This is a genomic window from Streptomyces sp. NPDC005181 (genome assembly GCF_040608395.1).
Lineage (GTDB): Bacteria > Actinomycetota > Actinomycetes > Streptomycetales > Streptomycetaceae > Streptomyces.
Window position 1 is genome coordinate 85,930 of record NZ_JBEXID010000021.1, and the last position, 24,573, is coordinate 110,502.

The window sequence follows — 24,573 nt, forward strand, 5'->3', positions numbered from 1 at the left end:
TCGGAGCGTAATCGCCCGATTACTTGATGGGTCTCGGTCAAGATCGGGTTCGATTGCGAATTGGTCACGAGTGGCTCGGAGTGATCGGCGGCCCGAGCTGTGCACGAGGAGTCCATTGATTCGTTGTGTGTCCCAAGTAGATTGATGCATAGGCGAGTTGGTGCAGTCCAGACGGGGGAGGCGGCTGACGATGGCTGCGACGGTGCGTGATGTGGTGGCGGACGTGGTCGCTCAACGGGCCCCGCAAGAACAGCCATCCTTGATCTTGCGTGGGTATCCCCGGCTTCAGCCGGGGAGGGAAACGCATCCTTGGAGCGGAGGCGCGGAGCGCCGGAGTTCTCTTCGTCTCGGGGGGACGGTCAGATAGGGCGCTTCTGGCCCTCGATGTGACGCGGGCGCCGACGTGCTGGGTGAGCTCGTCACGGGCTACGAACGGTGAGGGAAGGCTGCCACTCCCGTGCTCACCCGGATCGAGGGCTCTGCGCGCTACTGGCCGAACCTTGTCCACATCAAGGGGAAGTGACGTACACCGTCAGCACCACGGGGGTGTTGCGGGACTATCGGGATCAGTTGATCTGACGTACCGTCAGATATCTTGATTTCCTCAACCCTGCGGCGCAACAGGGAGGTGTCCCGATGCGGACGATCTGGCTCGGCGGAGCCGAGTGGCTCGCCGTCCTTCGAATAGGGCTCGGCCTGTGGTGGCTGGAGAGCTGGCGTCACAAGGACAAGAAGGGCTGGTTCGAGCGCGGCACGGGCATCGCCTGGGCGGCGGGCGTCGCGGGCAAGCACCGATGGGCGGCGGTACGGACCGGCTTCCAGCGGATCGTCGCACCCCGCCCCAAGGCCATGGCCTACCTCGTCGTCTACGCCGAACTCGCCCTGGGGCTCGGCCTGATCGCCGGCTTCCTGACACCCGTCGCGCTCCTCGGCGGACTGCTCCTCAACCTCCTCTACCTGGTGCTGATGATCCACGACTGGGCCGAGCAAGGGCAGAACGCGATGATGGCGCTGATCTCCCTCGTCGCCCTCTTCGCCATGTCCTGGCAGGTCTGGTCGCTCGACCACGCGATCGGACTCTTCGGATGACCACGGCCACCCCTCGCTTCGACCTGCCCGAACCGGACGACTTCACCCGGCCCTACTGGGATGCGGCCGCCGAGGGGCACCTGCTGCTGCGCCGCTGCCACGCCTGCGGCAAGGCCCACCACTACCCGCGCGCGTTCTGCCCGCGCTGCTGGAGCGAGGACGTCACCTGGGAGCGGGCGAGCGGCCGCGCCACGCTGTACACCTGGTCCGTCGTCCATCGGAACGACCTGCCGCCGTTCGGCGCCCGCGTCCCGTACACGGCGGCCGTCGTCGACCTCGCCGAGGGGCCGCGCATGATGACGGAGATCGTCGACTGCGAGGAGTCCGGCCTCGCCATCGGCATGGAACTCCAGGTCACCTTCCGACAGGAGGAGGGCGGCGAGGCAGTCCCGGTCTTCCGGCCGTGAGACGGCCCTGGCTCTGCCGCTCACCTGGCACGACGCCGCTCGCCTGGCACGACTCAGAGCGACTTGCTGCGCCGCAGTGCGCGCCGCAGCTTCCACCGCTCCCAGACGTTGGGGTGGCGGATGACCGCACCGCCCATGCCGGCCGTGCCGGTGACGCGGATCAGCGGGGTGCCCGGGAGCCTTTCGGCCGTGGTCCGGTCCTTGAAGCCGCCCAGGCCGGGATCGACCTCGTCGGTCTCCGCGGCCCAGCCCGCGGGGATGATGATCCTGACCCCGCCCATCTGCCCGTTGACCTCCAGCTCGATCTCGCGCAGCCGGCAGTCGGTCTGCGTGAAGTCGAGCCTGGCGCCGCCCATGCCGCCGTCCACATCGATGCGCCCGGGCACCTTCCAACGCCCGGCGCGCACCGCGCCGTGGATGCCGCCCTTGAGGGCCAGCGGCTTCCCCGCGTCCTGCGGTGCGGGCCCCAGATCGGCGGTGAGGGGCGCCAGCTCGGCGTAGGTCTTGGCGACCAGCGCCTGGCCCAGCCGGGTATCCAGCTCGTCGAGGTCGATGCGGCCCTCGGCCGCGGCCTCCCTCAGCTGGTCCACGACCGTTTCACGGTCGGCGTCGGAAGCGCGCAGCCGACTGACGGAGTTCGGGCGCTCAGCAGTCATGAACCTGATGATACGGAACGGCTCGGCGCCCGGCTCACAGTCCGGGCGCCCCCCAGACCGGGAACCACCGGGCAAGATCCTTCTCGACTCGCAGGTCGTCCCCGAGTGTCGCCCTGATCTGCAACTCCAGCTGGTTGTCCCGCTTTTCGGCACTGCCCCGCACCGGGGCGAACGGATAGAACGTGCCGCGCTTGTAGAGGTAGACCAGCGCCAGAGACCGCTCCTCGGCGTCCCGGAAGCCGATCAGCGAGCAGAGCAGCTGCGGGCCGAAGCCGCCGTCCTGGAGCAGGGTGTTGACCGCGTGCAGGTCGTTGACCAGGGCGGCCACGTCGTCGGGGGAGCGGCGGGAGAGCAGCCAGGTGTAGCCGTACGAGTCCTGGCTGAACTCCACCGGGAGGCCGCCCCGGTCCGTGTCCGCGTCGAGCAGTTCCTGTACGTCCTGCCGGATACGGGCGAAGGTGCCGCCCTCCACCCCCGCGAAGCAGACCGAGCCGAGTCCGGTGGGGGTGAAGTCCGCGCCTGCTTGGAGGGTGAGGGCAGCGGACGGTACGGCGAAGAGCTGGTCGAGGTCGGGGCGGACCGGTTTGCTGCGGCCGAGGATGGTGTCGAGAAGACCCACTGCGGACTCCCTGGTTCCTTACGGGCGGGCGAGTTCGGCGGAGATGCGGGCCAGCTGGTCGAGGCGCTGTTCGAGGGTCGGGTGGGAGGAGAGCAGCCGGCTGAGGCTCTCCTTCGAGGAGAACGCCGGGACGAAGTAGAAGGCGTTGTACGGCTCCGCCTTCCGCAGGTCCTCCGTCGGGATCCTGGCCATCTGGCCGCTGACCTTGGTGAGCGCCGAGGCGAGCGCGGAGGGGCGGCCGGTGAGGAGGGCGGCGGCGCGGTCGGCGGAGAGTTCGCGGTAGCGCGAGAGCAGCCGGGTGAGCAGGAAGCTCAGGCAGTACACGACGGCGCTGATCAGCGGGATCAGCATGATCGCGATGCCGACTGGGTCGCTGCTGCGGCTGTTGCGGGAGAAGCCGCCCCAGAGGGCGACGCGGGTGACGATGCCGGCCAGGACGCCGAGGAACGAGGCGATCGTCATGACGGCGACGTCCCGGTGGGCGACGTGCGACATCTCGTGTGCGAGGACGCCTTCCAGCTCCTCGGGTTCCAGTCTGCGCAGGAGCCCGGTGGTGGCGCAGACGAGGGCGGTCTTCTCGCCGCGGCCGGTGGCGAAGGCGTTCGGTACGTCGGACCGGGCGATGGCCACCCGGGGTTTCGGCATGTCCGCCAGGGCGCAGATCCGGTCGATGGTGCCGTGCAGCTCGGGTGCTTGCTCGGGGGTGACCTCGCGGGCGCCCATGCTGAAGGCGGCGATGCGGTCGCTGAACCAGAACTGGGCGATGAACAGGCCACCGGTGAAGATCAGGATGATCGGCCAGGCGCCCCGCAGCGCCGCGAGGAGCACGCCCACCAGGACCACGTACAGCAGTCCGATCAGGAACATGGTGGTGACCATGCGCGTGGTCAGACCGTGGTCGGGGGCGTAACGGGAACGGGCTCGTGTCATGGAATGCCTCCAGCAACTCACCTGTCTCCCATAGTGCTCCTTTCTGGTTGAAACCGGTTGTGCCGGGTCACGGCCAGAGCAGTTCCCGGGTCCAGTTGCCACCGTCCCGGCGGTAGCGCAGCCGGACGTGGCGCCGCCTCGCGTCACCCTGGAAGAACTCGACCTCGCGCGGCTCGACCACGTACCGCGTCCAGCTCGCCACCTCCGCCTCCGGTTCGGCCTGTGCCCGCTCCCAGGCGGCGTCCGAGGCGCGGTTCAGCTCCTCGTACGAGCCGAGTACCTCGCTCTGCCGTCCCACCAGCGCCGATGCCAGCGCACCGGTCGAGCGGACATGCAGATCGGCCCGGCTCTCGGCGGGGGTGCAGGCGGTGACCGGACCCCGTACCCGCACCTGCCGTCCCTGCGCGGGCCAGTAGAAGCCGAGCGCCGCGTACGGGTGCGCGGCGAGCTGGCGGCCCTTCGCGCTGGTGGCGTGCGTGGCGAAGTGCCAGCCGCGGTCGTCCGCGTCGTGCAGCATCAGCGTCCGCAGGTCCGGACGTCCCTCGGCGTCGACGGTGGCCAGCGTCATGGTGTGCGGTTCCGCCTGCCCGGCTGCCACCGCCTCGGCGAACCAGGTGCGGAAGAGGGGGAGCGGCGTACCGGGCGCGGTGGCCGGATCGAACGCGGGCAGGTCGAGATCCCACACGCGCTGGGCGTGAAGCAGCTCCCGGAAGGTCTGCTGGGCGGAGTGCGGATCAGGCGTCACATCGGTCATGCGGCCCCATCATGCCCGCCGGGGCGCGGGGCCGCCGGGTCGGTCCGCGGCGACGTGAGGCGGACGAGTTCTCCGGCGCCGAGGACCGCGTGGGGGACCGGGATCCCTGAGCGCGCGGCCGTGGCCGAACGTCCACAGGGCGTCGGCCGGCAGTGGGTTGCCGGGCGACGCCCTGTGTGGTGTGCGCTCAGAGCGGTGAGCGCACGGTGGACCCACTAGGCCGGGGAGTACTCGGACTTCGGGTCGGGGCCGTACGCGTTCGCGCTGCGCTCGCCCTCGGAGACCAGGAAGACGAGCAGCGTGATCGCGCCCGCCAGGGGGATGGCCGCGAACAGTACCCACCAGCCGGAGCGACCGGTGTCGTGCAGGCGGCGCACGAGGACACCGAGGCTGGGCAGAAGGATGGCGAGGTAGTAGATCACGGTGATGATCGGAAACGTGCCGAGCACCAGGTCCAGCACCACCGCGATAATGGCGGCGATGGCGTTGAACAGCGCGTACATCCAGTACTCCTGGCGGCGCGCACGGCCGTTGAACACCGCGTACTGCTTCAGAACATCGAGATACCAGTGCATGTTGTCCCCCCAAGGACGATGGAAGCTCGTCCTCGCTGGACCGAGCCTGGACGCCAGAACCTAGAGGCTTGAGGTGCCCGGGTCAAAAAGTTATAGAGAGAGCGCTTTCAGGCAGTGCCTGCCCGGGTTTGGGCTTCTCAGCCCCGCCCCAGCACGACCGTGCCGGAGGAACAGAACCAGCCACCCGTCCCCGAGGCCACGGCCAGCTCGGGAAGACTGCCGTCCGCCCTTCTGACCTGCCGTTTCCCCGCCTCGCCACGGAGTTGGCGGACGGATTCCACCAGGAGGAACAGCCCGCGCATCCCAGGGTGGCAGGCCGAAAGCCCACCCCCGTCGGTGTTCACCGGAAGTTCGCCGGACCGACCGGTTCGGCCCTTCTCGATGAACGCGCCGCCCTCGCCCTTCGCGCAGAACCCCAGATCCTCCAGCGTCACCAGCGTCATATAGGTGAAGGCGTCATAGATCTCGGCCAGATCGATGTCTGCGGGCCGCACCCCGGCACGCTCGAAGGCCAGCCGGCCCGAGACCGCGGCGGGGGAGACCGTGAAGTCGTCCCACTCGGACATCGTGGAGTGCGAGACGTACTCGCCCGTGCCGAGGATCCACACCGGGTCCTTCGCCGTGTCCGGTACGTACTCCTCGGCCGCCAGCAGTACCGCGCAGCCGCCGTCGCTGCGGATGCAGCAGTGCAGCTTGGTGAACGGGTCCGCGATCATCGGGCCCGACAGGACGTCGTCCACCGTGATCGGGTCCCGGAACATCGCGTCCGGGTTGGCCGCCGCGTTCGCGCGTGCCTGGACGGCGACCTCGGCGAGCTGCTCCAGCGTCGTCCCGTACTCGTGCATATGGCGGCGGGCGGCCATCGCGTACTTGGCGATCAGCGAGTGCCCGTAGGGCACTTCGAACTGGAGCGGGCCGCGCGAGCCGAACGACAGATTCGACGTGCGGCGCCCGGCCCGGATGTCTGCGCGCGCCGTGGACCCGTACACCAGCAGTACGGCGTCGGCGTGACCGGCCGCGATGGCGTCGGCGGCATGGGCGGCCATCACCTCCCAGGTCGCGCCGCCGACCGCGGTGGAATCCACCCAGGTGGGCTTGAGGCCCAGATACTCCGCGACCTCGACCGGGGCGAGCATGCCGAGCCCGGCGGAGGCGAAACCGTCGACGACCGAGCGGTCCAGGCCGGAATCGGCGAGCGCCCGGCGGGCGGCCTGGGCGTGCAGGGCATAGGGAGTGGGACCGTCGACGCGTCCGCAGTCCGCGAGGGATATGCCGACGACAGCGACCTTGCGCGGGGGAGAGGAAGGTGAGGAAGGCATAAATCTGACGGTACATCAGGTATGGCGGGAGGGGGCGGGTGAGCGCATGCGCGGCTCTGGGTTTCTCGCAACATCGCGCTTAGCATGACGGCCCGTCAGATCAGAGGCCTACGGCCCCTGAGGGGAAGGAGCCCGACGATGGACGCCGCCTTCACCGCGGAGCAGGACGAGATCCGCCGCACCCTGCGCGAACTGCTGGTCAAACGCTGCGGACCCGGCGAGGTCAGGAGTGCCGTGCGGACCGCGCACGGCTATGACGAGGTCCTGTGGCGGCAACTCGCCCAGGACCTGGGGCTGCCGGGGCTCGCGCTCGCGCAGGAGTACGGAGGGGTCGGCTGCGGGCCCGCCGAACTCGCCGTTGCCTGCGAGGAGACCGGCCGCGTCCTGCTGCCGTCCCCGCTGCTCGCCACCGCCGCGCTCGCCGCACCACTGATCGCCGCCCTCGGCACCGAGGCCCAGCGCACCGCCCTGCTGCCGCGCATCGCCGCGGGCGAACTGACCGCGGCCCTCGCCGTCCCCGGCGGCTCGCTCTCCACCGCCCTCGGCCTCACCGGCGACACCAGCGGCGGCGCCTGGGCGGGCGGCGGGCGGGCCGGTGGCGTACAGGCCCGGCCCGGCCCGGAGGGGTGGCGGCTGTACGGGGAGGCCGCGCGGGTCCTCGACGGGCACAGCGCCGGACTGCTGCTGGTCGCGGCCCACGCGGGTGGCTTCCCGCGCAGCCGTACGCTCCTCTTTTTTGTCCGCGCGGACACGGCGACCGGGTTCGTCCGCACCCGGCAGACCTCGCTGGACGAGACCCGGCCGCTGGCCCGTATCGAACTGCGCGACACCGCCGCCGAACTGCTCGGAGCGGACGACACGGTCGATGTGGCCGGCCCGGCGGGCGCCCTGGCCGCCGTCGGGCGCACGGCCGCCGCCGTGCTGGCGGCGGAGGCGGTGGGAGCCGCGGCGAGCGCACTCGACCGGACCGTCGAATACGTCAAGGCGCGCGAGCAGTTCGGCCGCGCCATCGGCTCCTTCCAGGCGGTGAAGCACCGGCTCGCCGATCTGTACGTGCGGGTGCAGGCGGCACGGTCTGCGGCGTACTACGCGGCCTGGGACCCGGCGGCCGGCGGGCTCGCCCTCGCCCAGGCGCTGGAGGCCCTGCGCATCACCACCGCCGAGGCCGTCCAGCTGCACGGCGGGATCGGCTTCACCTGGGAACACGAGGCGCATCTCTACTTCAAGCGGGCCGCCGCCGACGAACTGCTCTTCGGGCCGGTCCACCGGCTGCGCGACCACGCGGCCGAGCAGGCCGGGCTCTTCACGCAGAACATCCAGGGGCAGGCGCATGGGAACGGGCCCGGGCACGGCCCGCGCAGGGAGGTGGCGGTCTGATGGCCCCCGGAGTCCGGCTGATCCAGAAGGTGTCCTCGACCCGCACCTTCGCGAGGATCGCCCCGCATATCATACCTGCCATGGACCGCACGGTCCACCGGCTCACCCACGGCAAGGTACTGCTCAGCGCGCAGATGCTGCCGGGGGTGATCCTCACGGTGGGGGGCGCGAAGAGCGGACTGCCGCGGACCACTCCACTGGCCTGCATGCCCGCCCCGGAGCACGGCGACGGTACGTGGATCCTCATCGGCAGCAACTTCGGCCGTACGGGTCATCCCGCCTGGACCGCGAACCTGCTGGCCCATCCGGACGACGCCGTCATCAACTGGAAGGGACACGACATCGCGGTACGCGCCCGGCTGCTGGAAGGGGTGGAACGGGAGGAGGTGTGGCAGGCGGCGCTGAAGTTCTGGCCGCCGTACGCCACGTACCAGGCCCGGGTGGAGCGGGAGATCCGGCTCTTCCGGCTGGAGCGGCGCGCTACGTCGTAATGCGCGGTGATACGCCGACGGCGGACCACATCACGTGGTCCGCCGTCGGTGAGACAGGACATGGGCAGCCAGGGATGGCCGTGCGCTGCCCGGAGCGGGAGGGGAGCCGGGAGCCGGCGCTACTTCGTCGGCTTCTTGCCGGTGATGCCCAGGTGCACCAACAGCGCCAGGTTCGGCTTGAGTTCGGCCTGCTTGACGCCCCAGGTCTGGAAGCCCTTCTGGTGCGAGGCGACCGCGGCAAGCATCGCGACCAGCGAGCCCGCCATCGCCGCGGGGCTGATGTCCTTGTCGACCTTGCCCTTGGTCTGGAGATCCTTCACCGAATCGGTAAGGGAGTTGGTGACCGAGTTCAGGATCTTCATGCGGATCTTGTAGAACCGCTTGTCGCCCTCGGCCGCGCCGAGGTCGACCACGCGCAGGATCGCGTCGTGGCGCCGCCAGAAGTCGAGGAATCCCTCGACGAGTTCTTCGGCGGTCTGCCAGCCCGACTTGCCGACCCAGGAGCGGCCTGCGACCAGTTCCGTCAACCCGGCGCCCTCCTTGGCCATTTCATCCGCGATCTCGAGCACGGCGCCCTCGACGTCGGGGAAGTACTGGTAGAAGGTTGCGGGTGAAGTCCCGGCCTTCCGGGCGACGTCGATGACTTTGACGTCCCGGTACGGCGAGGAGCTGAGCATCTCGCTGAGGCAGTCGAGCAGCTTCTGCCGCGTCGCCTGTCCGCGTCGACCGGCCACGCGGCCGTCGACGGTGCGCACTTGTCCTGTCATGCCGTCAGCTTACCGAGGGGTGATCGGAGCGCGATTCGGCCGACTGCAAATGGGGAGGTCCGCAGGTGCGGTGGGGTGGTGTGGGGGAAGTGGCCGGATTTCGGCGGATGCGATCCACAGCCTGAATAGTGTTATCAACAGCCTGTGGACAACTTCCGTGGATAACTTTCCGTGACGCGGTGGGCAAGGAACTCCGATACCGAGAGCGTGTTCGATGATGCGTCGCGGCGCGCTGCGGGCGGCCCGCGGCTACTTTGGGTGTCATGAGCGTCACTACTGTGGAAGGATCCGGGCCCATGGCCGCATTCGCGCATTCCGCGCCGTGCTGGGTGGATGTGCAGCTCCCCGACCTCGAAGCGGGCAAGCGCTTCTACGGTGAGCTCTTCGGATGGACCTTCCGGGCCGGCGAGGAGGTGGACAGGGGTGGCCTCTGTGCCGATGCCCTCAGCGGCGACAAGCTCGTTGCCGCACTCGCCGCCAAGCAGGACGGCCGGATGCCGACCGCCTGGGGCGTCTACTTCGCCACGGACGACATCACCGCGACCGTCGCCCGGATCCGGCAGGCGGGCGGTCAGGTGATCACCGAACCCGTCAGGGCGGGCAGCGCCGGGGTACTCGCGCAGGCCGCCGACCCCGGAGGTGCGGTCTTCGGGCTCTGGCAGGCGGGGGACCGCAGCGGGTTCCAGAAGCAGAACGAGCCGGGATCCTTCTGCTGGACCGAGGTGTACACGCGGCAGAAGGACCGCGTGGACGCCTTCTACGAGGAGGTCTTCGGGTTCCGCGGAACGGATCTCGGTGCGCCGGGCACGGGTGAGGCCGGAACCGGCGAGTCCGGGCCGGCCGAGCCGGACGCCGATGAGTCCGGCCCCGCCGAGCCGGAGACCGCGCAGGACGGCCCCGGCGGATCCGGCATTCCCGGGCCCGGCAGCAGCGCGCCGGGCGCAGACGTGCCCGGGGCCGACTTCCGGATGTGGTCGCCGGCAGGCACCGAACCCGGCCCCGACACCGCGATCGGCGGGCGCAGCGTCATCACCGACGCGTTCCCGGCCGAGATGCCCAGTTACTTCCTCAGCTACTTCGCCGTCGAGGACTGCGACGCCACGGCAGAGACCGTGATCCGGCTCGGCGGCCGGGTCTCCGAGCCGCCCTCCGACATCCCGTACGGGCGGATGGCGGTCCTGCACGACAATCAGGGCGCCGTGTTCGCCGTACTTCAGCCCCCGGTGTCCTGATACAAGGCAGAGTGACATGTGACACCCCGATCCGCCCCCGGGTTCGCAACCATCGCCTCAGCCAGGAACAATCGGGGTGCGCACCGCCGGGTGGTGCCCAGTGGTGAGACGCTGCACAGGGCGGTTTTTCGCGGGCTTCTGTTCCTGAGGTCCGTACGGGGAGGTGGCAGGCAAGTGGTGGAGCAGCTGACGCAGCACGACCCGAGACGGATCGGCCCGTTCGAGGTGCTGGGACGGCTCGGGGCCGGCGGCATGGGGCTGGTCTATCTCGCCCGCTCGGCGTCGGGCCGACGGGTGGCGATCAAGACCGTACGAACGGAACTGGCCGAGGATCAGCTGTTCCGGGTCCGCTTCACGCGTGAGGTGGAGGCAGCCCGCGCGGTCAGCGGCTTCTACACGGCCGCGGTGGTGGACGCCGACCCGCGCGCCGCCGTGCCGTGGCTGGCCACTGCGTATGTGCCCGCTCCCTCGCTCGAAGAGATAGTGAATGAGTGCGGTCCGATGCCGACCCAGGCGGTGCGCTGGCTGGCCGCCGGTATCGCCGAGGCGCTGCAGTCCATCCACGGCGCGGGCCTGGTCCACCGCGACCTCAAGCCGTCGAATGTGCTGGTGGTCGAGGACGGCCCGCGGGTGATCGACTTCGGGATTGCGTCCGGCGTCTCCAACACCCGGCTGACGATGACCAACGTGGCGGTCGGCACCCCCGCGTACATGTCCCCCGAGCAGGCGCGGGACTCGCGCAGTGTGACGGGCGCCAGCGATGTGTTCTCGCTCGGCTCGACCCTGGTCTTCGCCGCCACCGGACATGCGCCGTTCCATGGTGCCAACCCGGTCGAGACCGTCTTCATGCTGCTGCGGGAGGGCCCCGATGTGGAGGGCCTGCCCGACGACCTGCGGCCGCTGATCGAGTCCTGTATGCAGATGGATGCGGCGCTGCGGCCCAGCCCCGCCGATCTGCAGGCCCAGTTGGCCCCGCACCTCTTCGCCTCCGGCAGCGACGACAGCGGCACGGCGTCGGCCTGGCTGCCGACATCGGCCACGGCCATGATCGAACTGCGGCGCGGGGGAGGACGTACGGCGGCGCCTGTGGCTTCCGCCCCTGCTCCGGCGCCTGCTTCGGCGCCCCCGCCGCCCCAGCGCCCGCCGGGTGCGGACCGGGGGCCTGCGTGGCGCAGCGGCGCGGACCTGAGATCGCCGTCCCCGGCCCCCTCCCTCTCCCCTTCGCCCGTTCAGGCGCCGGACGGGGGCGGTCCGGTGCGGCTGAACGGTGCGAAGGTGCCGATCGGGCCCGGGCCGCGCGCCGGTGACGTACGCGCCATGGCCGGCGTCGAGGCCGGTCCCGCGACCGGCTGGGTGCGCCCGCCCGCCGGGCTGAACGGCACGGCCCCGGCCGCTGCCCCGCCCGTACCCGCTCCGACGCACGCCCCTGAGGCGGCCCCCGTCGGGCCGGACCGCTGGCGGCCCTGGCGGTTCCGGATGTCGAACGACGTGTGGGGCACGCCGGTTGTCGCCGGGGACCTGCTGTACGTGACGTCCTTCGAGGTGCACGCCCTGGATGTGGGCAACGGCCGGCGCCAGTTCAAGACCCGTGACGTGGCCTGGTCGATGGCGCTCGACGGCGGTCGCATCCACGGCTCCGACGGCCCTTCGCTGTACGCCCTGGACGCGATGACCGGCGCCGAGCGCTGGCGGCTGCAGACGGACGCCTGGGTGTACTCCCTCAAGGCCGACCGGGGCACGGTTGTCACCGGCACGCGTGGCGGCGGCGTCCAGGCGTGGGAGGCGTCCACCGGCGAGAAGCTGTGGGAAACGAGCGGCGCGCAGACCGACTTCGAGACGGCAGAGGCCGGGCCCACGATCCACGAAGGCACCGTGTACCTGTGGCAGGACGCCCGGCTGCGCGCCGTCGACGCCCGTACGGGCATCGAGCGCTGGTCGTACCCGGTCGGCGACGCGGCCTCCTGCGGCGGGGTGCCTGTCCGGGTGACCCCGGCGCCGGACGGCCATGTGTACATCGCCGCAGGCACCCGGGTCCTCGCCGCCGACATCGCGGCGGGCCGGGTGCGCTGGCACTTCGAGTCGCCCGCGGTGTTCCTCTCCCCGCCGGCCTTCGCACCGGGCCCCGCGGTCACGGGCGGCGGGGTGTACCTGGCCGACTATCTCGGCACGGTGTACGCGCTCGACGCGTCGACCGGCAAGGACCGCTGGCGCATCGCGACGGAGGCCCGCCAGTCGATCGAGCCGGTGCTGGTGGCAGCGGGCAACGTCCATGTCGGCAGCGGCAACGCGCTCTACACGCTGGATGCGGTGACGGGCACCCCGAAGTGGCGCTTCGCCGCGGGCGGCGAGGTCGTCGGCGCCCCAGTGGTGGCGGACGGCCGGGTCCACTTCGGCTCCGCCGACCACGTGCTGTACACGCTGGACGCGGCGGGCGGCCAGCTGAGATGGAAGCTGGCGACGGGCGGCGAGATCACGGGCTCACCGGTGGCGCAGGGCGGCGTGGTGTACGCGTGCAGCAAGGACCGCTGCGTGTACGCGCTGGACGCGCTGAAGGGAACGGGCACGGGGAACAGGGCACGGGCGTAGGGACCCGCCGGACGGGCCTGCTTTCAGGACCGTCCGGCGTTCGAGGACGGAGCCCTGTACCGCAGGTGCGTCACGGCTGCGGAGGGCGTTGCGTGTCGGGGCCCTGCTCCTGCACGGGGTGCGGCGCCGTGTCCTGGTTCCTCCGGTGTGTGTCCGGCCCTGTGTACGGGTCCACCTCCGGCTCCGGCCACGGACTCGTCTGCACCGACGGTCCCGGCTCCTGCGTGGGCGGCCATGTATCCGGATCCTCCGACCCCGGCGCCGCGTACGGCCGGTTCCGCTCTCCACGCCGCAAGCGGCCACCCATGCGCCGCCGCCCCGACATCACCGCCGCCCCCAGCAGCATCAGCGCCCCGCCCCCCACCGCGTACGCCACCCCCTCCTGCAGCCCCGAGCCGTCCGCCGCCACCGCGAGGCTCCCGGTCACCTGCCCCTGCCGCACCATCCACAGCACGGTGAAGCCGAGTACGACGACCCCTGCGGACGCCACCAGCAGCCGCGACCGCAGCGCCACGCCCACGAGCGTCACGGCAGCCGCAAAGAGCAGTGGCAGCCAGATCGAGGTCCACACCCCCGGCCGCGCACCGCTCGTCCAACTGATCCCACTGATGCCGTTGACGAGGTCCGCGATCCGGTAATGCCGGCCGAGGCGGCCGTCGTACCAGTCACGGAAGGGGCTCAGCACGGCGGCCGCCGCTCCTGCGAGAGCGACGATCGAGCCGAGGATGTTGCGGATCATCGTCGGCCTCCTGCGGGTGTGCGGATCGGCGTCGCGGATCTGCACCGCTCTCGGCGTCGACGCTACGCCTGGCCGTTGACCCCCGCCACCAGGGACGGACCGGCCTGGCACCCGTTCCTGGACGGGCCATGCGTTACGGTGTCGCGCGGTCGATGGACAGCTACATGACAACAAACCAAGGGGGGCTGCATCGATGATGCGGCAGCATGTGAAACTTTCGGCGGTGCTCGTCGTGGTGGTGCTCGCACTCACCGGCTTTTCGACATCGAGCCACAGCGGCAAGAGCCGAGGCAGCAGGAGTCACGGTTCGAGCAGCAGCGGCGGTGGCTGCTCCAACTCCAAGAAGAGCAACGGCAGCTACCACCACAACGACTACGACGACGATGACTACGACGACTCGTCGAGCAGCTCGTCCGGCGACTCCACCTACGAGACCGCGACCCCCGGCGCCACGGCGACGGACGCGCCCACGGTGACCGTGATCCGCTGCGCCCAGCCCCGCAAGGGCAAGCGGCGGGCCGTGACGTCCTCCACCGTCCGGGTCAGCTCGAGCGAGCTCGGCACGCACATGTACGAGGTCGATGTCACCTTCCTCGACGCGTTCGGCAACACCGTCGACACCGGCGGGGCGAACGTGGAGCTGACGGGCATCGACAGCGCGACCGTCTCCGTGCGGATGGACAGCCCGAGCAAGGTGTCCCGGGTGAAGAATTGCCGGGCCGAGGCCGAACTCAGCTACTGACCGCTGCTGACGGGGGCTCCGGCTCACCGCAGCCGGAAGTCCCCGCTGCCCCGCCCCCGTCCCTCGAACAGCTCCCCCTGCCGCTCCAACGGCAGGTTCCCGAGCGCGATCAGCTGCGGGGCCTGGGCCAGTGCCTGCGTCCTCGCCGCCTCCTTCGCGGACCACACCGCCCGTACCGTCCCCTGCACCGCCTCCGTCGGGTACGACGCGATCACGCCGGCCGCCCGCACCGCCGCCTCCACGGCTCCGCCGGGCGCCGTCACCTCGCTGACCAGCCCGGTCTCGTACGCACGACGGGCCGTCACTCGTTCGGCCGTACCCATCAGGGACATCCGGGCCACCTCCCCGAACGGCATCCGCTGCGCCATGTGGATCGCCTCGTACGCGCTGACCATGCCGTACGTCGTATGCGGGTCGAAGAAGGTCGCCTCCTCCGACGCGATGACGAACTCCGCCTCCCCCAGCAGATAGAACGCCCCGCCGCACGCCACCCCCTCCACGGCGGCGATCACCGGCTTCCACAGGTCGTTCGCCTTCGGCCCGATCGCGATCAGCGGATCGTCGATCGTGTACGGGGACGACGGCTGAGGCACCTCCACGTCCCGGTCGATCCCCGTACAGAAGGCGCGCCCGCCCGCACCGGTGACGACGACGGACCGCACCCCGTCGTCGAAGCGGAACGCCCGCCAGACGGCCGCCAGTTCGTCCGCCGTAGCCAGATCGATCGCGTTCAGCTTCTCCGGCCGGTCGAGGGTGACGACCGCGACCCCGGTCTCCTTGTCGGTCTCCGTCCGCAGCGTCATCGTCGTCCCCTCACCGCAGGCCCCTTGCCCCTCACCGCTCCAACTGCCAGCGGACCACGGTCAGCTCCGGACTCACCGGCGCAAAGACCGCCTTCACCGGCGCCCCGATCCGCAACCTCCCCGGATCGACCGAGTTCAGGGGCGCATCGGGTCCGCTGACCACATTGCCGACCAGCCGGATGCGCGGGGCGTCGGCCAGCTCGACGACGACGGCGTTGTAGGGGGCCTGCGCGGCGTACGCGGGCAGCAGCGGCGGATGCGGCACCACGTACGACCAGATGCGCCCGCGCCCGCTCATCGCCCGCCACTCGCTCTCGAAGGACCGGCAGTGCGGGCAGCAGGGCCGGGGCGGGAAGCGGAGCCTGTCGCAGTCGGGGGCGGCGCACGCCTGGACGCGGAGTTCACCCCGGGCGGCGTACTCCCAGAAGGGCGCGCCGTCCTCGTCGACCACGGGCAGCAGCAGTGAATCCATGTCAGCTCCTCAGCAGTACGGCGGAGGTGGGCACGCCCTCACCGGCGGTGACCAGGCAGGTGGCGGCGGACGGCACCTGGGCGGTGGAGGTGCCGCGCAGTTGCTTCACGCCCTCGTTGATGAGGTTGAAGCCGTGCACGTACCCCTCGCTGAGTCCGCCACCGCCCGTGTTGATGGGCAGCCGTCCGCCGCTCTCCAGCGCCCCGCCCTCGGTGAACGCGGCGCCTTCGCCGCGCCCGCAGAAGCCGTAGCCCTCCAGGGAGAGCGGAATGAGCGGGGTGAACGCGTCGTAGATCTGGGCGACATCGATGTCGTCGGGGCCGAAGTCGGCCTGCTTCCACAGTTGCCGGGCGGCGGTCCAGGCGGGGCCGGTGAGCGGGTCGTCGTTCCAGTAGTTGACCATCCCGTGGTGCTGGGCGGGCAGGCCCTGGGCGACGGAGTGGATGTAGACGGGCTTGTGCCGGCAGTCGCGGGCCCGCTCGGCGGAGACGATGACGCAGGCCAGCGCCCCGTCCGACTCCAGGCAGTTGTCGAAGAGGCAGAGGGGCTCGCTGATCCAGCGCGAGGTCATATACATGTCGCGGGTCAGCGGGCGTTCGTACATCACCGCGTCGGGGTTCTGGTTGGCACGGTTGCGACAGGCGAGCGCGACATTGAAGAGGTGGTCGCGGGTGGCTCCGTACTCGTGCATGTACCGCCGTGCGAGCATCCCGATCTCGTCGGCGGGCCGCAGCAGGCCGTACGGGCGGGTCCATTGGGCGGGGGTCGGCAGCTGGACGGCGGTGTTCCGCCAGGGCCTCGGGCCCGAGCCGCGCTTCCGTGACCGCCACGCGACCCCGACGCTCGCCTGTCCGGTGGCGACGGCGGCGGCGAGGTGCGCGATCGTCGCGCACGAACCCCCGCCTCCGTAGCCGACCTTGGAGAAGAACGTGACATCGCCGGCCCCGATCGCCTTGGCAACCTCGACCTCGTCGGTCTCCTCCATCGTGTACGAGGCGAACGCGTCGACCTCCGCCGCGGCGATGCCCGCGTCGTCGAGGGCCGCGACGATCGCCCGGCAGGCCAGGGTCTTCTCGGACTCGGGCAGTTGTTTCGCGAAGGCCGTCTGCCCGATACCGGCTATCGCCGTCACGTCCTTGAGCGTCGCCACCCGCCACCTCCGCGATCGTCATGACTGCTGACAGCCGCAGAGGCTACAGCTAATCTGACGGATAGTCAGCTATTGCGGTTCGGCGGGAGGGCATGCGATGCGCGGCGACGAGGAATGGGGCAGCATCCCGGGGCTGGTCCGGGCGGCAGCGCGGCGGTACGGGGACCGGGAGGCGGTCGTCGAGGGCCGCACCCGCATCTCGTACGCCGAACTGGGCGACCGCGTCGAGCGAGCCGCCGCCGCGTGCATGGCGTCGGGCGTGGAGCCGGGGGACCGGGTCGCGGTCTGGGCGCCGAACACCCTGGACTGGATCGTCTCGGCACTCGGGGCGGTCACTGCGGGTGCGGTCCTGGTTCCTCTCAACACGCGTTTCAAGGGCACGGAGGCGGCGTACATCCTGCAGCGCAGCCGGGCGAAGCTGCTCTTCATCACCGGCACGTTCCTCGGCACGTCGTACGTGGCGTCGCTGCGCCGGGCGGAGGTGGAACTCCCGCACCTGGAACAGGTGGTGGTGCTGGCGGACGCGGCCCCCGAGTCCTACGTCACCTGGAAGGACTTCCTGGCGGCCGGGGAGCGGATATCGCCTGCCGCGGTACGGGAACGGGCCGACGCGATCGCCTCCACCGACCCCTCCGACATCATCTACACCTCCGGAACCACGGGCCGCCCCAAAGGTGCCGTAATCACCCACTCCCAGACCCTGCGCTGCTACGCGATCTGGAGCGAACTGGCCGGCCTGCGCGAGGGCGACCGCTATCTGATCGTGAACCCGTTCTTCCACACGTTCGGCTACAAGGCGGGCGTCATCGCGTGCCTGATGCGGGGCGCGACGATGATCCCGCAGCCGGTGTTCAACGTGGACACGGTCCTCGCGAACATCGCCGCCGAAGGCATCTCGGTCCTTCCGGGCCCGCCCACCCTGCACCAGTCCCTGCTGGACCACCCGGCGCGGGCGACGCACGACCTCTCGGCCCTGCGCCTGGTGGTGACGGGTGCGGCGGTCGTCCCCCTCCAGCTGGTGGAACGCCTGCGCACGGAGCTGGGCATCGCGACGGTGCTCACGGCATACGGCCTCTCCGAGGCGAGCGGCATTGTCACAATGTGCCGCCGCGGCGACCGGCCCGATGTGATCTCCTCCACCTCGGGCCGCGCGATCCCCGACACGGAGGTCCGCGTCCTGGCGGCCCCCGGCACCCCCGGTGAGATCCTGGTCCGCGGTTTCCACGTGATGCAGGGCTACTTCGAGGACCCCGACACCACGGCCGCCGCGATCACCCCGGACGGCTGGCTCCACACGGGCGACATAGGCATCCTCGACGAGGCGGGCAACCTGCGTATCACGGACCGGATCAAGGACATGTTCATCGTCGGCGGCTTCAACGCGTACCCCGCGGAGATCGAACAACTCCTGGGCCTGCACCCGGATGTGGCGGACGTGGCGGTGATCGGCATCCCGGACCCCCGACTGGGCGAGGTGGGCAAGGCGTACGCGGTACGCAGACCCGGGGCGACGGTGACGGCCGACGACCTGATCGCCTGGTCGAGGCGGGAGATGGCGAACTACAAGGTCCCGAGGACGGTGGAGTTCGTGGACGAGCTGCCCCGGAACGCGAGCGGCAAGGTGGTGAAGGGGGAGCTGCGGGGGCGGGGGTAGGCGGCGCCCGGCCGGTCAGGGTGTCTCGGCCACTCCCCGGGGATGCCCGGCGGTGAGCAGTCCGATGTCCTCCACGTCGGACGTCAGGATCGTCACGCGGCCGGGGTGCGCCAGGGCGGTCGCGCAGAGCATGGCGTCGATTGCGTACGCGTGGCCGTGCAGGAGGGATATGGAAGGCGGCCCGAGCCCGAACATGCAGCGGCCGCGACGGCTCCCCCTCCGCGCCGCCGCGGCCGTCCCCCGTGCCCCCGCCGAAAAGAAGAGCTAGTTCGTGGGCTCCGACGTCGCGTGCATGTCGTCGGTCGTGGCCGTGCCGCCCGTGGCGTGCATGTCCAGCGGCTTGATCGTTCCACCGGTCGCGTGCATGTCCTGAGTGGTGATCTGGTCGGCGTCACCACCGGTGGCGTGCATGTCCGCGGGCTTGATCTCCGGGTCCTTCTTCGTCGCGTCAGCCATGATGATCTGCTCCCCTTGGCATTTCTTCGTGATGGGTGGACAAGGCCCGCCCGGCTGTTCCCCCGTGGACTGCCGGACGGGCCTTTCAGGGCCGCTCACATTAGTGCCACGGCCGTCTGTCGCCCCGTCTGCCCCCCGACGCGACGGATCGACTAGGAGAAGACTGCCGGGTCGCGATAAACGAACGATGAACGACTCGGGACAGCCCTTAGGCAGCCGTCACGGAGGCAATGGCAGACAGCAGGGCGCGCACATCGGCCGCCTCGTGCGAACCCAGTTCCTCGTAGATGGCCAGGGCCTCGTGCCAGCAGACCTGAGCGCGCCCGAACTGCCCGATCTCCCCAAGAGCGCGCCCGAGCACGGTGAGCACGTTGCCCCTCCGCCATTCGCCACCGATGCCTCGCAGCGCGGTCAGAGCCTGCTCGGCCTTGGTCGCGGCATCGGCCGAGCATCCGGCAGCGAGGTCGACCTCGGCGAGCCTGAAGAGAGTCATCCCTTCCCACAGGCGCTGGCGGCTGTCCCGGAAGACGTCCAGTGCTTCCAGAAGTCTCTCCGTCGCGTCAGTGAACTGGCCGCTCTGCGTGAGGGCCATGCCGAGCGCATAGCGACCGTTGGCACTTCGGAGGGCATGACCCAGACTGTCGTATATGTCTATGCCCTGCTGGGCCAGAGACACCGCACTGCCGGTGCGGCCCGTGGCCAGGTGAATGCGCGACAAGTTGCACAGCGCGCTCGCCTCGCCCGGCCGGTCCTGAATCCGACGGAAGCTGTCGATGGCTTGGGTCAGATATGTCTCGCCGTCGTCGTGCCGGCTCTGGTAGAGCGCCATGATGCCGCGAGCGTTCGGAGCCCAGCAGCCGGGCAACGGATCGAGGTCGGCTTCGACGAGCCGCATGATCTCCTCCGCCTCCTGCTCGGCCTGGTCGAAGCGCCCCGACGTGTGGTGCACATCGGCCAGTGTGACCAGAGCACGCACCTCAGTGCGTCGGTCGTCGCAGGTGCGGGCAGCGTCCCGTACGGCAAAAGCGGTGGTCTCGTACTGCTTCGAGTTGGCACCGGACTCGCCCAGATCCAGCGCCGCCCAGAGAAGGTCCACGGCCCGGCGCAAGGTGCCGGGGCCGGTCGATTGGCGTACGCAGGCGAGAAGCGTGCCGGCCTCCGCGTAGAGCCAGTCCAGAGCCGCGTGCCGGTCCTCGAATGCAAGGCCCGGATAGCTCGTCGGTTCCAAGTGGTGCACCAACCGATCCCCCGGCCGCTCCAGCGCGTACACCCCCGCCGCCGTGGCCAGGTAGAAGTCCAGCAGTCGCGACAGCGCCAACTCCCGCTCCTCCGGCGGTTGTTCGTCGCGTTCCGCGCATGCACGCGCGTAGAGCCGTACCAGGTCGTGGTAGCGGTACCTGCCCGGCGCCGCCGATTCCAGCAGTGACGTGTCGACCAGGGACTCCAGTACGTCCTCCGCCGCATGCACCTCCAGGTTCAGCAGCGCCGCCGCTGCCGCCAGGGAGATGTCCGGGCCGTCCGCCAGGCCCAGCAGCCGGAACGTGCGGGCCTGGGCAGGCTCCAGTTGGCCGTAGCCGAGTTCGAACGTCGCCTTGACCGCCAGGTCGCCGGCCTGGAGTTCGTCCAGGCGGCGGCGCTCGTCGGCGAGTTTCGCCGCCAGGACCGAGACCGTCCAGGTGCGGCGGGCGGCCAGGCGGGAGGCGGCGATGCGGATGGCGAGGGGGAGGAAGCCGCACGCGGCCACCACGTCCAGGGCTGCCTCGCGCTCCGAGTCGACCCGTTCCTCGCCGACGATCCGGGTGAAGAGCTGGAGCGCCTCTTCGGGGGACATCACATCGAGCGTCCACCAGGTGCGCGCCCGCGAGGTCGACCATGCGGGCGCGGCTCGTGACCAGCGCCGCGCAGCCCGCCGTGCCGGGGAGCAACGGGCGGATCTGGGCGGCGTCGTGGGCGTTGTCCAGGAGGACCAGGATGCGACGGCCGTCGAGCGTGGACCGGTACAGCGCCGCCCGCTCGTCCAGGGAGTCGGGGATCGCCGAGTCCGCGGTGCCGAGCGCCCGCAGGAACGCACCGAGCACCGTCTCCGGCTCCGCCGCCCGTGCGCCCGCGCCCTGGAGGTCGACGTACAGCTGGCCGTCCGGGAAGTGCGGGCGTGCCTGGTGGGCGACGTGCACGGCCAGGGTCGTCTTGCCGACGCCGCCGATGCCCGCCAGCGCCGAGACCGCCATGACCGAACCCTCGGCCGTCGCCAGCCGGTCGCCCAGCTCACGGACGAAGGAGGCGCGACCGGTGAAGTCCGGGACCGTGGCCGGGAGCTGGGCCGGGCGGACGGCGGCGGGCGCGGGCGCCGCCTCGTCGGCCGGGTGGGCCAGTTCCTCGTCGGCCTGCAGGATCCGCTGCTGGAGCTGTGAGAGCTCCGGGCGCGGGTCCACCCCGAGCTCGTCGGCGAGCAGCCGGCGCGTGTCGGCGTACACGGCGAGCGCTTCTGCCTGACGGCCGCTCCGGTAGAGGGCGATCATGAGGAGTTCGCGCAGGCGTTCCCGCAGGGGGTGCGCCGCGGTGAGTGCGGTGAGTTCGGAGACCGCCTCCGCGTGGCAGCCGACCTCCAGGTCGAGATCGAGCCGGGTCTCGGTGAGCTGGAGCCGCCACTCCTCCAGCCGGGTGCGCTGGTTCTCGGCGTACGGCCCCGGGACGGAGGCCAGCGGTTCGCCGTCCCACAGCGCCAGTGCCTCGTTGATCAGGGCGCGGGCCCGGGACCGGTCGCCGCAGGCCCGCGCCTTCTCCGCGTCCGCGGCCAGCTCCTGCGCCGCCGTGAGGTCGAGCGCGTCGGGCCGGGTCCGTATCGCGTATCCGCCGGCATTGCTGATCAGCGTGTCCGGATCGAGGATCTTGCGCAGCCGGGACGCGTAGGTCCGTACGGCGGCGAGCGCCTGGGACGGCGGTTCCTCGCCCCAGATGGCGTCGATGAGTTCGGCGGCGGTGGCCGTGCGGCCGTCGCGCAGGAGCAGGGCGACCAGCAGCGCCCGCTGCTGTGGTGAGCCGGAGGGCAGCGGTTCGCCGCCCCGCCAGGCGCGTACCGGGCCGAGTACGGCGAAACGCAGGTCGGTGTCGGCCGTCTGTTGCTGCGGAGCCCGCTGCTCCGGAACACGCATGCGTGGCCCGTTGTCACGGTCCATTGATGCCCCCTGTCCTGCTCGCCCCGCCAGTCCTGCCGGTCGCGCCGGTACCGCTGGTGCTGCCGCCCGGAAGGCCCACTGGCGCACCCATGTGGGCCGGTGGGTCCGGATTGCGCCCTACCGTTGCTATCGCGCTCAACAGTCTGCCTTGTTATGGGCGGACACGTCAGCAGTGGGTGACTCTCTGCACAAGCCCTCGACAACGATTTGGAACCGGGCCCCGGACAAGAGAGCTGACGGTTCGTCAGGTAAGCGTTACCGTGGTACCCATGGAGACCTTCCCGAAGATCATCTCGGTGGACGACCACACGGTGGAGCCCGCCCATGTCTGGCGGGACCGGCTCCCGTCCAAGTACCTCGACCGCGGCCCGCGTGTCGTCCGTGCTCCGCTGAAGGAAATGACCTTCATGGGCGGCAAGTTCGCACCGGTCATGGGCGCAGAGGGTGACGACGGTCCGATCGGCGACTGGTGGGTGTACGAGGATCTGCACCGGCCGCTCACCCGGCTCGACACCTCCGTCGGCTACGACAGGGACGAGATCAAGCTCGAAATCATCACGTACGAGCAGATGCGTCCGGGCTCGTTCTCGGTGCCGGACCGGCTTGCCGACATGGACATCAACCATGTCCAGTCCGCACTCTGCTTCCCGACCTTCCCGCGGTTCTGCGGCCAGACGTTCACCGAGGCGAAGGACCGCGAACTCGGACTGCTCGGCGTGCGCGCGTACAACGACTGGATGGTCGAGGAGTGGTGCGGCCCAGAGGCGCGGGGCCGGCTCATCCCGCTCACCCTCGTCCCGCTGTGGGACGCGCAGCTCGCCGCCGACGAGGTCCGGCGGAACGCCGCGCGCGGGGTGCGCGCCGTCGCGTTCTCCGAGATACCCCCACATCTCGGCCTGCCGTCGATACATACGGACGAGTGGGATCCGTTCCTGCGGGCCTGCGACGAGACGGGCGCCGTGATCGCGATGCACATCGGCTCGTCCTCGAAGATGCCGTCCACCTCGGCCGATGCCCCGCCCGCGGTCGGCTCCACGATCACCTTCGCCAATTGCTGCTTCTCGATGGTCGACTGGCTGATGAGCGGCAAGTTCGAACGCTTCCCGAACCTCCGGATCATGTACGCGGAGGGCCAGATCGGCTGGATCCCGTACATCCTGGAACGCGCCGACGTGGTCTGGGAGGAGAACCGGGCCTGGGGCGGGGTCGCCGACAAGGTGCACCGGCCGCCGTCGGAGCTCTTCACCGAGCATGTGTACGGGTGCTTCTTCGACGACGCCTTCGGCCTGAAGAACCTGGACGCGATCGGCGTCGGGAATGTCCTGTACGAGACGGACTACCCGCACTCGGACTCGACCTGGCCGAAGTCCCGCGAGGTCGGCGAGGCGCAGATGGGGCACCTGGACCCGGACGTCGTGGACCGGATCGTGCGCCGCAACGCGATCGACCTTCTGGGGCTCACGGCCGACGGGCTGTGGGCGGGGCCGGGGGCGTGAGCGCGTACCGCCCGCCGGCGGGCGGTACGGCACGGGGCCCACCGTTTCCGGCGGGCCCCGCGGGCCGTGGTCAGGCCCTCGCGACCGGCTCCTGGAGCTCCGTCACCCACTTGTCCTTGTCCTCGGGGCACTCCAGATTGATCTCCCGGGTGTAGCCGAGCGACCGGTACCCGTTGGTGTCGAGCCAGCGGGCCAGCGTCTGCTCGGTGGTCAGGACCCCGTCCATCGAGCCGCGGTGAACGATGGTCGCCGCCTCGAACGCGGGCAGCTCCACCACCGTGACACCGGTGTCGCCGACGGGGCCGGTCGGGGCGGAGACCGTCACTCCCGCGTGCACGGTGATCGCGCCCTCCTCGCCTGCCGGGGCGTCCTCGTACCGTGCGATGCCGGGACCGGTGGGCCTGATCCCGGCCGCTTCCAGCAGCGGGAACAGCCGGTCGTACAGGGGCCCGATCACCGGAGTGATGTCCTGCGGCTGGTAGCTCGCCGCCGTGCCGGTCAGCTCCGCCACCAGTACGGCCGGAACACTCTTGATCACAACCTCGTCCGTGGGCATGTGCCCCTCACTCTCGATCGACCGGAGCCTCGCCTCGACCTGCGCCAGCCGCGTCGCCGCTGCCGCCATGGCCGCCTCCAGCTCCACCTGCCGCAGCCGCAGCATTCCGCGCAACTCCTCGGGGCCGACCTGTTCGTCGAGGACGGCCTGCACCTGCTGGAGCGTGAAGCCGAGATCCTTCAGCGCGATGATGCGGTTGAGGCGGGCGAGCTGAGCGGCACCGTAGAAGCGGTAGCCGGTGGCGGGGTCGGTACGGTCGGGAGGCAGGAGTCCGATCGCGTCGTAGTGACGCAGCATCCGGGCCGACACCCGTCCGTACCTGGCGAAATCTCCGATGGTGAACATGATGTCTCCCAGTGCACGGCCTCACACGGTGTCAAGGTCAAGCCCCTCGTCCCTGGCGCCGGCACCGGGAGGGGGCAGCAGAAAAGGGGCTCTTCGCTCGCATCTGTGGGTTTCAAGCGGTCTCCGCGAGGGCTCGCCCGGGGAGCGGTCGGGCGTAACCGGCCAGACAGAGCAGGATCATG

22 protein-coding genes and 2 pseudogenes are annotated in these 24,573 nt (G+C 70.5%); 9 read left to right on the plus strand and 15 right to left on the minus strand.

The genetic code is table 11. The annotated features are described in order from the left end of the window. Positions 1 to 636 precede the first annotated feature (636 nt). Together ABZV38_RS16545 and ABZV38_RS16550 are read left to right on the plus strand one after the other, a co-directional pair. Positions 637 to 1,089: a DoxX family protein gene (locus ABZV38_RS16545; protein WP_356327590.1), complete on the plus strand. Its 453-nt coding sequence runs from the start codon at positions 637 to 639 to the stop codon at positions 1,087 to 1,089. After that, positions 1,086 to 1,496 carry a Zn-ribbon domain-containing OB-fold protein gene (locus ABZV38_RS16550; RefSeq protein WP_356327592.1) on the plus strand — a complete coding sequence of 137 codons (411 nt, stop codon included), beginning with the start codon at positions 1,086 to 1,088 and terminating at the stop codon, positions 1,494 to 1,496. Before ABZV38_RS16545 ends, ABZV38_RS16550 begins: the two co-directional genes overlap by 4 nt. Positions 1,497 to 1,549: 53 nt before the next feature. Here ABZV38_RS16550 and ABZV38_RS16555 read toward each other — a convergent pair whose 3' ends face one another. The 6 genes from ABZV38_RS16555 to ABZV38_RS16580 all read right to left on the minus strand — a co-directional run bounded on the left by ABZV38_RS16555 (position 1,550) and on the right by ABZV38_RS16580 (position 6,349). Further along, a complete protein-coding gene (locus tag ABZV38_RS16555) occupies positions 1,550 to 2,152 on the minus strand; it encodes a DUF1707 domain-containing protein (protein ID WP_356327594.1) in 603 nt (200 codons plus the stop codon). 34 nt (positions 2,153 to 2,186) lie between these two features. Continuing rightward, positions 2,187 to 2,771 carry a hypothetical protein gene (locus tag ABZV38_RS16560; protein ID WP_356327596.1) on the minus strand — a complete coding sequence of 195 codons (585 nt, stop codon included), beginning with the start codon at positions 2,769 to 2,771 and terminating at the stop codon, positions 2,187 to 2,189. Between the two features lie 18 nt (positions 2,772 to 2,789). Next, entirely contained in the window at positions 2,790 to 3,701 is a 912-nt protein-coding gene (gene htpX / locus ABZV38_RS16565; protein WP_356327597.1) for a zinc metalloprotease HtpX, read from the minus strand. A 67-nt stretch (positions 3,702 to 3,768) separates the two neighbouring features. Continuing rightward, entirely contained in the window at positions 3,769 to 4,455 is a 687-nt protein-coding gene (locus tag ABZV38_RS16570) for a pyridoxal 5'-phosphate synthase (protein WP_356327599.1), read from the minus strand. A gap of 215 nt (positions 4,456 to 4,670) precedes the next feature. Continuing rightward, positions 4,671 to 5,030, minus strand: coding sequence for a DUF805 domain-containing protein (locus tag ABZV38_RS16575; RefSeq protein ID WP_356327601.1), 360 nt, complete (start codon positions 5,028 to 5,030; stop codon positions 4,671 to 4,673). Positions 5,031 to 5,167: 137 nt separating this feature from the next. Continuing rightward, positions 5,168 to 6,349: an acetyl-CoA acetyltransferase gene (locus ABZV38_RS16580; protein WP_356327603.1), complete on the minus strand. Its 1,182-nt coding sequence runs from the start codon at positions 6,347 to 6,349 to the stop codon at positions 5,168 to 5,170. A 138-nt stretch (positions 6,350 to 6,487) separates the two neighbouring features. Here ABZV38_RS16580 and ABZV38_RS16585 point away from each other — a divergent pair, with 138 nt between their 5' ends. Together ABZV38_RS16585 and ABZV38_RS16590 are read left to right on the plus strand one after the other, a co-directional pair. Next, on the plus strand, positions 6,488 to 7,726 hold the full coding sequence (locus ABZV38_RS16585) for an acyl-CoA dehydrogenase family protein (protein ID WP_356327605.1): 1,239 nt from the start codon (positions 6,488 to 6,490) through the stop codon (positions 7,724 to 7,726). Continuing rightward, the gene (locus ABZV38_RS16590) at positions 7,726 to 8,217 is read left to right on the plus strand and encodes a nitroreductase family deazaflavin-dependent oxidoreductase (RefSeq protein WP_356327606.1); all 492 of its coding nucleotides are present in this window, start codon (positions 7,726 to 7,728) and stop codon (positions 8,215 to 8,217) included. The genes ABZV38_RS16585 and ABZV38_RS16590 overlap by 1 nt, the downstream gene beginning before the upstream one ends. A gap of 119 nt (positions 8,218 to 8,336) precedes the next feature. On the opposite strand, the gene ABZV38_RS16595 is transcribed toward ABZV38_RS16590, so the two are convergent. Then, a complete protein-coding gene (locus ABZV38_RS16595; protein ID WP_356327608.1) occupies positions 8,337 to 8,984 on the minus strand; it encodes a TetR family transcriptional regulator in 648 nt (215 codons plus the stop codon). Positions 8,985 to 9,280: 296 nt separating this feature from the next. On the opposite strand from ABZV38_RS16595, the gene ABZV38_RS16600 reads away from it, so the two are divergent. Both ABZV38_RS16600 and ABZV38_RS16605 read left to right on the plus strand, forming a co-directional pair. Then, positions 9,281 to 10,216, plus strand: a complete 936-nt coding sequence (locus ABZV38_RS16600) for a VOC family protein (protein WP_356327610.1) — start codon at positions 9,281 to 9,283, stop codon at positions 10,214 to 10,216. Positions 10,217 to 10,390: 174 nt separating this feature from the next. Further along, a complete protein-coding gene (locus tag ABZV38_RS16605; RefSeq protein ID WP_356327612.1) occupies positions 10,391 to 12,802 on the plus strand; it encodes a serine/threonine-protein kinase in 2,412 nt (803 codons plus the stop codon). A gap of 70 nt (positions 12,803 to 12,872) precedes the next feature. Here ABZV38_RS16605 and ABZV38_RS16610 read toward each other — a convergent pair whose 3' ends face one another. Next, the gene (locus tag ABZV38_RS16610; protein WP_356327613.1) at positions 12,873 to 13,541 is read right to left on the minus strand and encodes a hypothetical protein; all 669 of its coding nucleotides are present in this window, start codon (positions 13,539 to 13,541) and stop codon (positions 12,873 to 12,875) included. 193 nt (positions 13,542 to 13,734) lie between these two features. Here ABZV38_RS16610 and ABZV38_RS16615 point away from each other — a divergent pair, with 193 nt between their 5' ends. Then, the gene (locus tag ABZV38_RS16615) at positions 13,735 to 14,283 is read left to right on the plus strand and encodes a hypothetical protein (protein WP_356327615.1); all 549 of its coding nucleotides are present in this window, start codon (positions 13,735 to 13,737) and stop codon (positions 14,281 to 14,283) included. 23 nt (positions 14,284 to 14,306) lie between these two features. Here the strand turns inward: ABZV38_RS16615 and ABZV38_RS16620 are convergent, their stop codons facing one another. Genes ABZV38_RS16620 through ABZV38_RS16630 form a run of 3 tightly spaced genes read right to left on the minus strand, consistent with a single transcriptional unit; the run spans position 14,307 to position 16,708 of the window. Continuing rightward, the gene (locus ABZV38_RS16620; protein ID WP_356327617.1) at positions 14,307 to 15,086 is read right to left on the minus strand and encodes an enoyl-CoA hydratase/isomerase family protein; all 780 of its coding nucleotides are present in this window, start codon (positions 15,084 to 15,086) and stop codon (positions 14,307 to 14,309) included. Between the two features lie 31 nt (positions 15,087 to 15,117). Next, positions 15,118 to 15,558, minus strand: a complete 441-nt coding sequence (locus tag ABZV38_RS16625; protein ID WP_356327619.1) for an OB-fold domain-containing protein — start codon at positions 15,556 to 15,558, stop codon at positions 15,118 to 15,120. A gap of 1 nt (position 15,559) precedes the next feature. Further along, positions 15,560 to 16,708, minus strand: a complete 1,149-nt coding sequence (locus tag ABZV38_RS16630) for a lipid-transfer protein (protein WP_356327621.1) — start codon at positions 16,706 to 16,708, stop codon at positions 15,560 to 15,562. 97 nt (positions 16,709 to 16,805) lie between these two features. Between ABZV38_RS16630 and ABZV38_RS16635 the strand changes: the two genes are divergently transcribed. After that, complete coding sequence (locus ABZV38_RS16635; RefSeq protein ID WP_356327623.1) at positions 16,806 to 18,362, plus strand: FadD3 family acyl-CoA ligase; 1,557 nt, start codon at positions 16,806 to 16,808, stop codon at positions 18,360 to 18,362. Positions 18,363 to 18,377: 15 nt separating this feature from the next. Here the strand turns inward: ABZV38_RS16635 and ABZV38_RS16640 are convergent. The 3 genes and pseudogenes from ABZV38_RS16640 to ABZV38_RS16650 form a co-directional block, all read right to left on the minus strand. Continuing rightward, a pseudogene (locus ABZV38_RS16640) lies at positions 18,378 to 18,524 on the minus strand (DNA-binding protein); the annotation flags it as partial. 102 nt (positions 18,525 to 18,626) lie between these two features. Beyond that, positions 18,627 to 18,818 (minus strand): hypothetical protein, encoded by a 192-nt coding sequence (locus tag ABZV38_RS16645; protein WP_356327625.1) that lies wholly within the window; start codon positions 18,816 to 18,818, stop codon positions 18,627 to 18,629. Positions 18,819 to 19,026: 208 nt separating this feature from the next. Further along, positions 19,027 to 21,994: pseudogene (locus ABZV38_RS16650) on the minus strand (BTAD domain-containing putative transcriptional regulator). 269 nt (positions 21,995 to 22,263) lie between these two features. On the opposite strand from ABZV38_RS16650, the gene ABZV38_RS16655 reads away from it, so the two are divergent. Next, a complete protein-coding gene (locus tag ABZV38_RS16655; protein ID WP_356327626.1) occupies positions 22,264 to 23,490 on the plus strand; it encodes an amidohydrolase family protein in 1,227 nt (408 codons plus the stop codon). Positions 23,491 to 23,560: 70 nt separating this feature from the next. Here the strand turns inward: ABZV38_RS16655 and ABZV38_RS16660 are convergent, their stop codons facing one another. Further along, on the minus strand, positions 23,561 to 24,391 hold the full coding sequence (locus tag ABZV38_RS16660) for a MerR family transcriptional regulator (RefSeq protein ID WP_356327628.1): 831 nt from the start codon (positions 24,389 to 24,391) through the stop codon (positions 23,561 to 23,563). Positions 24,392 to 24,573: the final 182 nt, after the last annotated feature.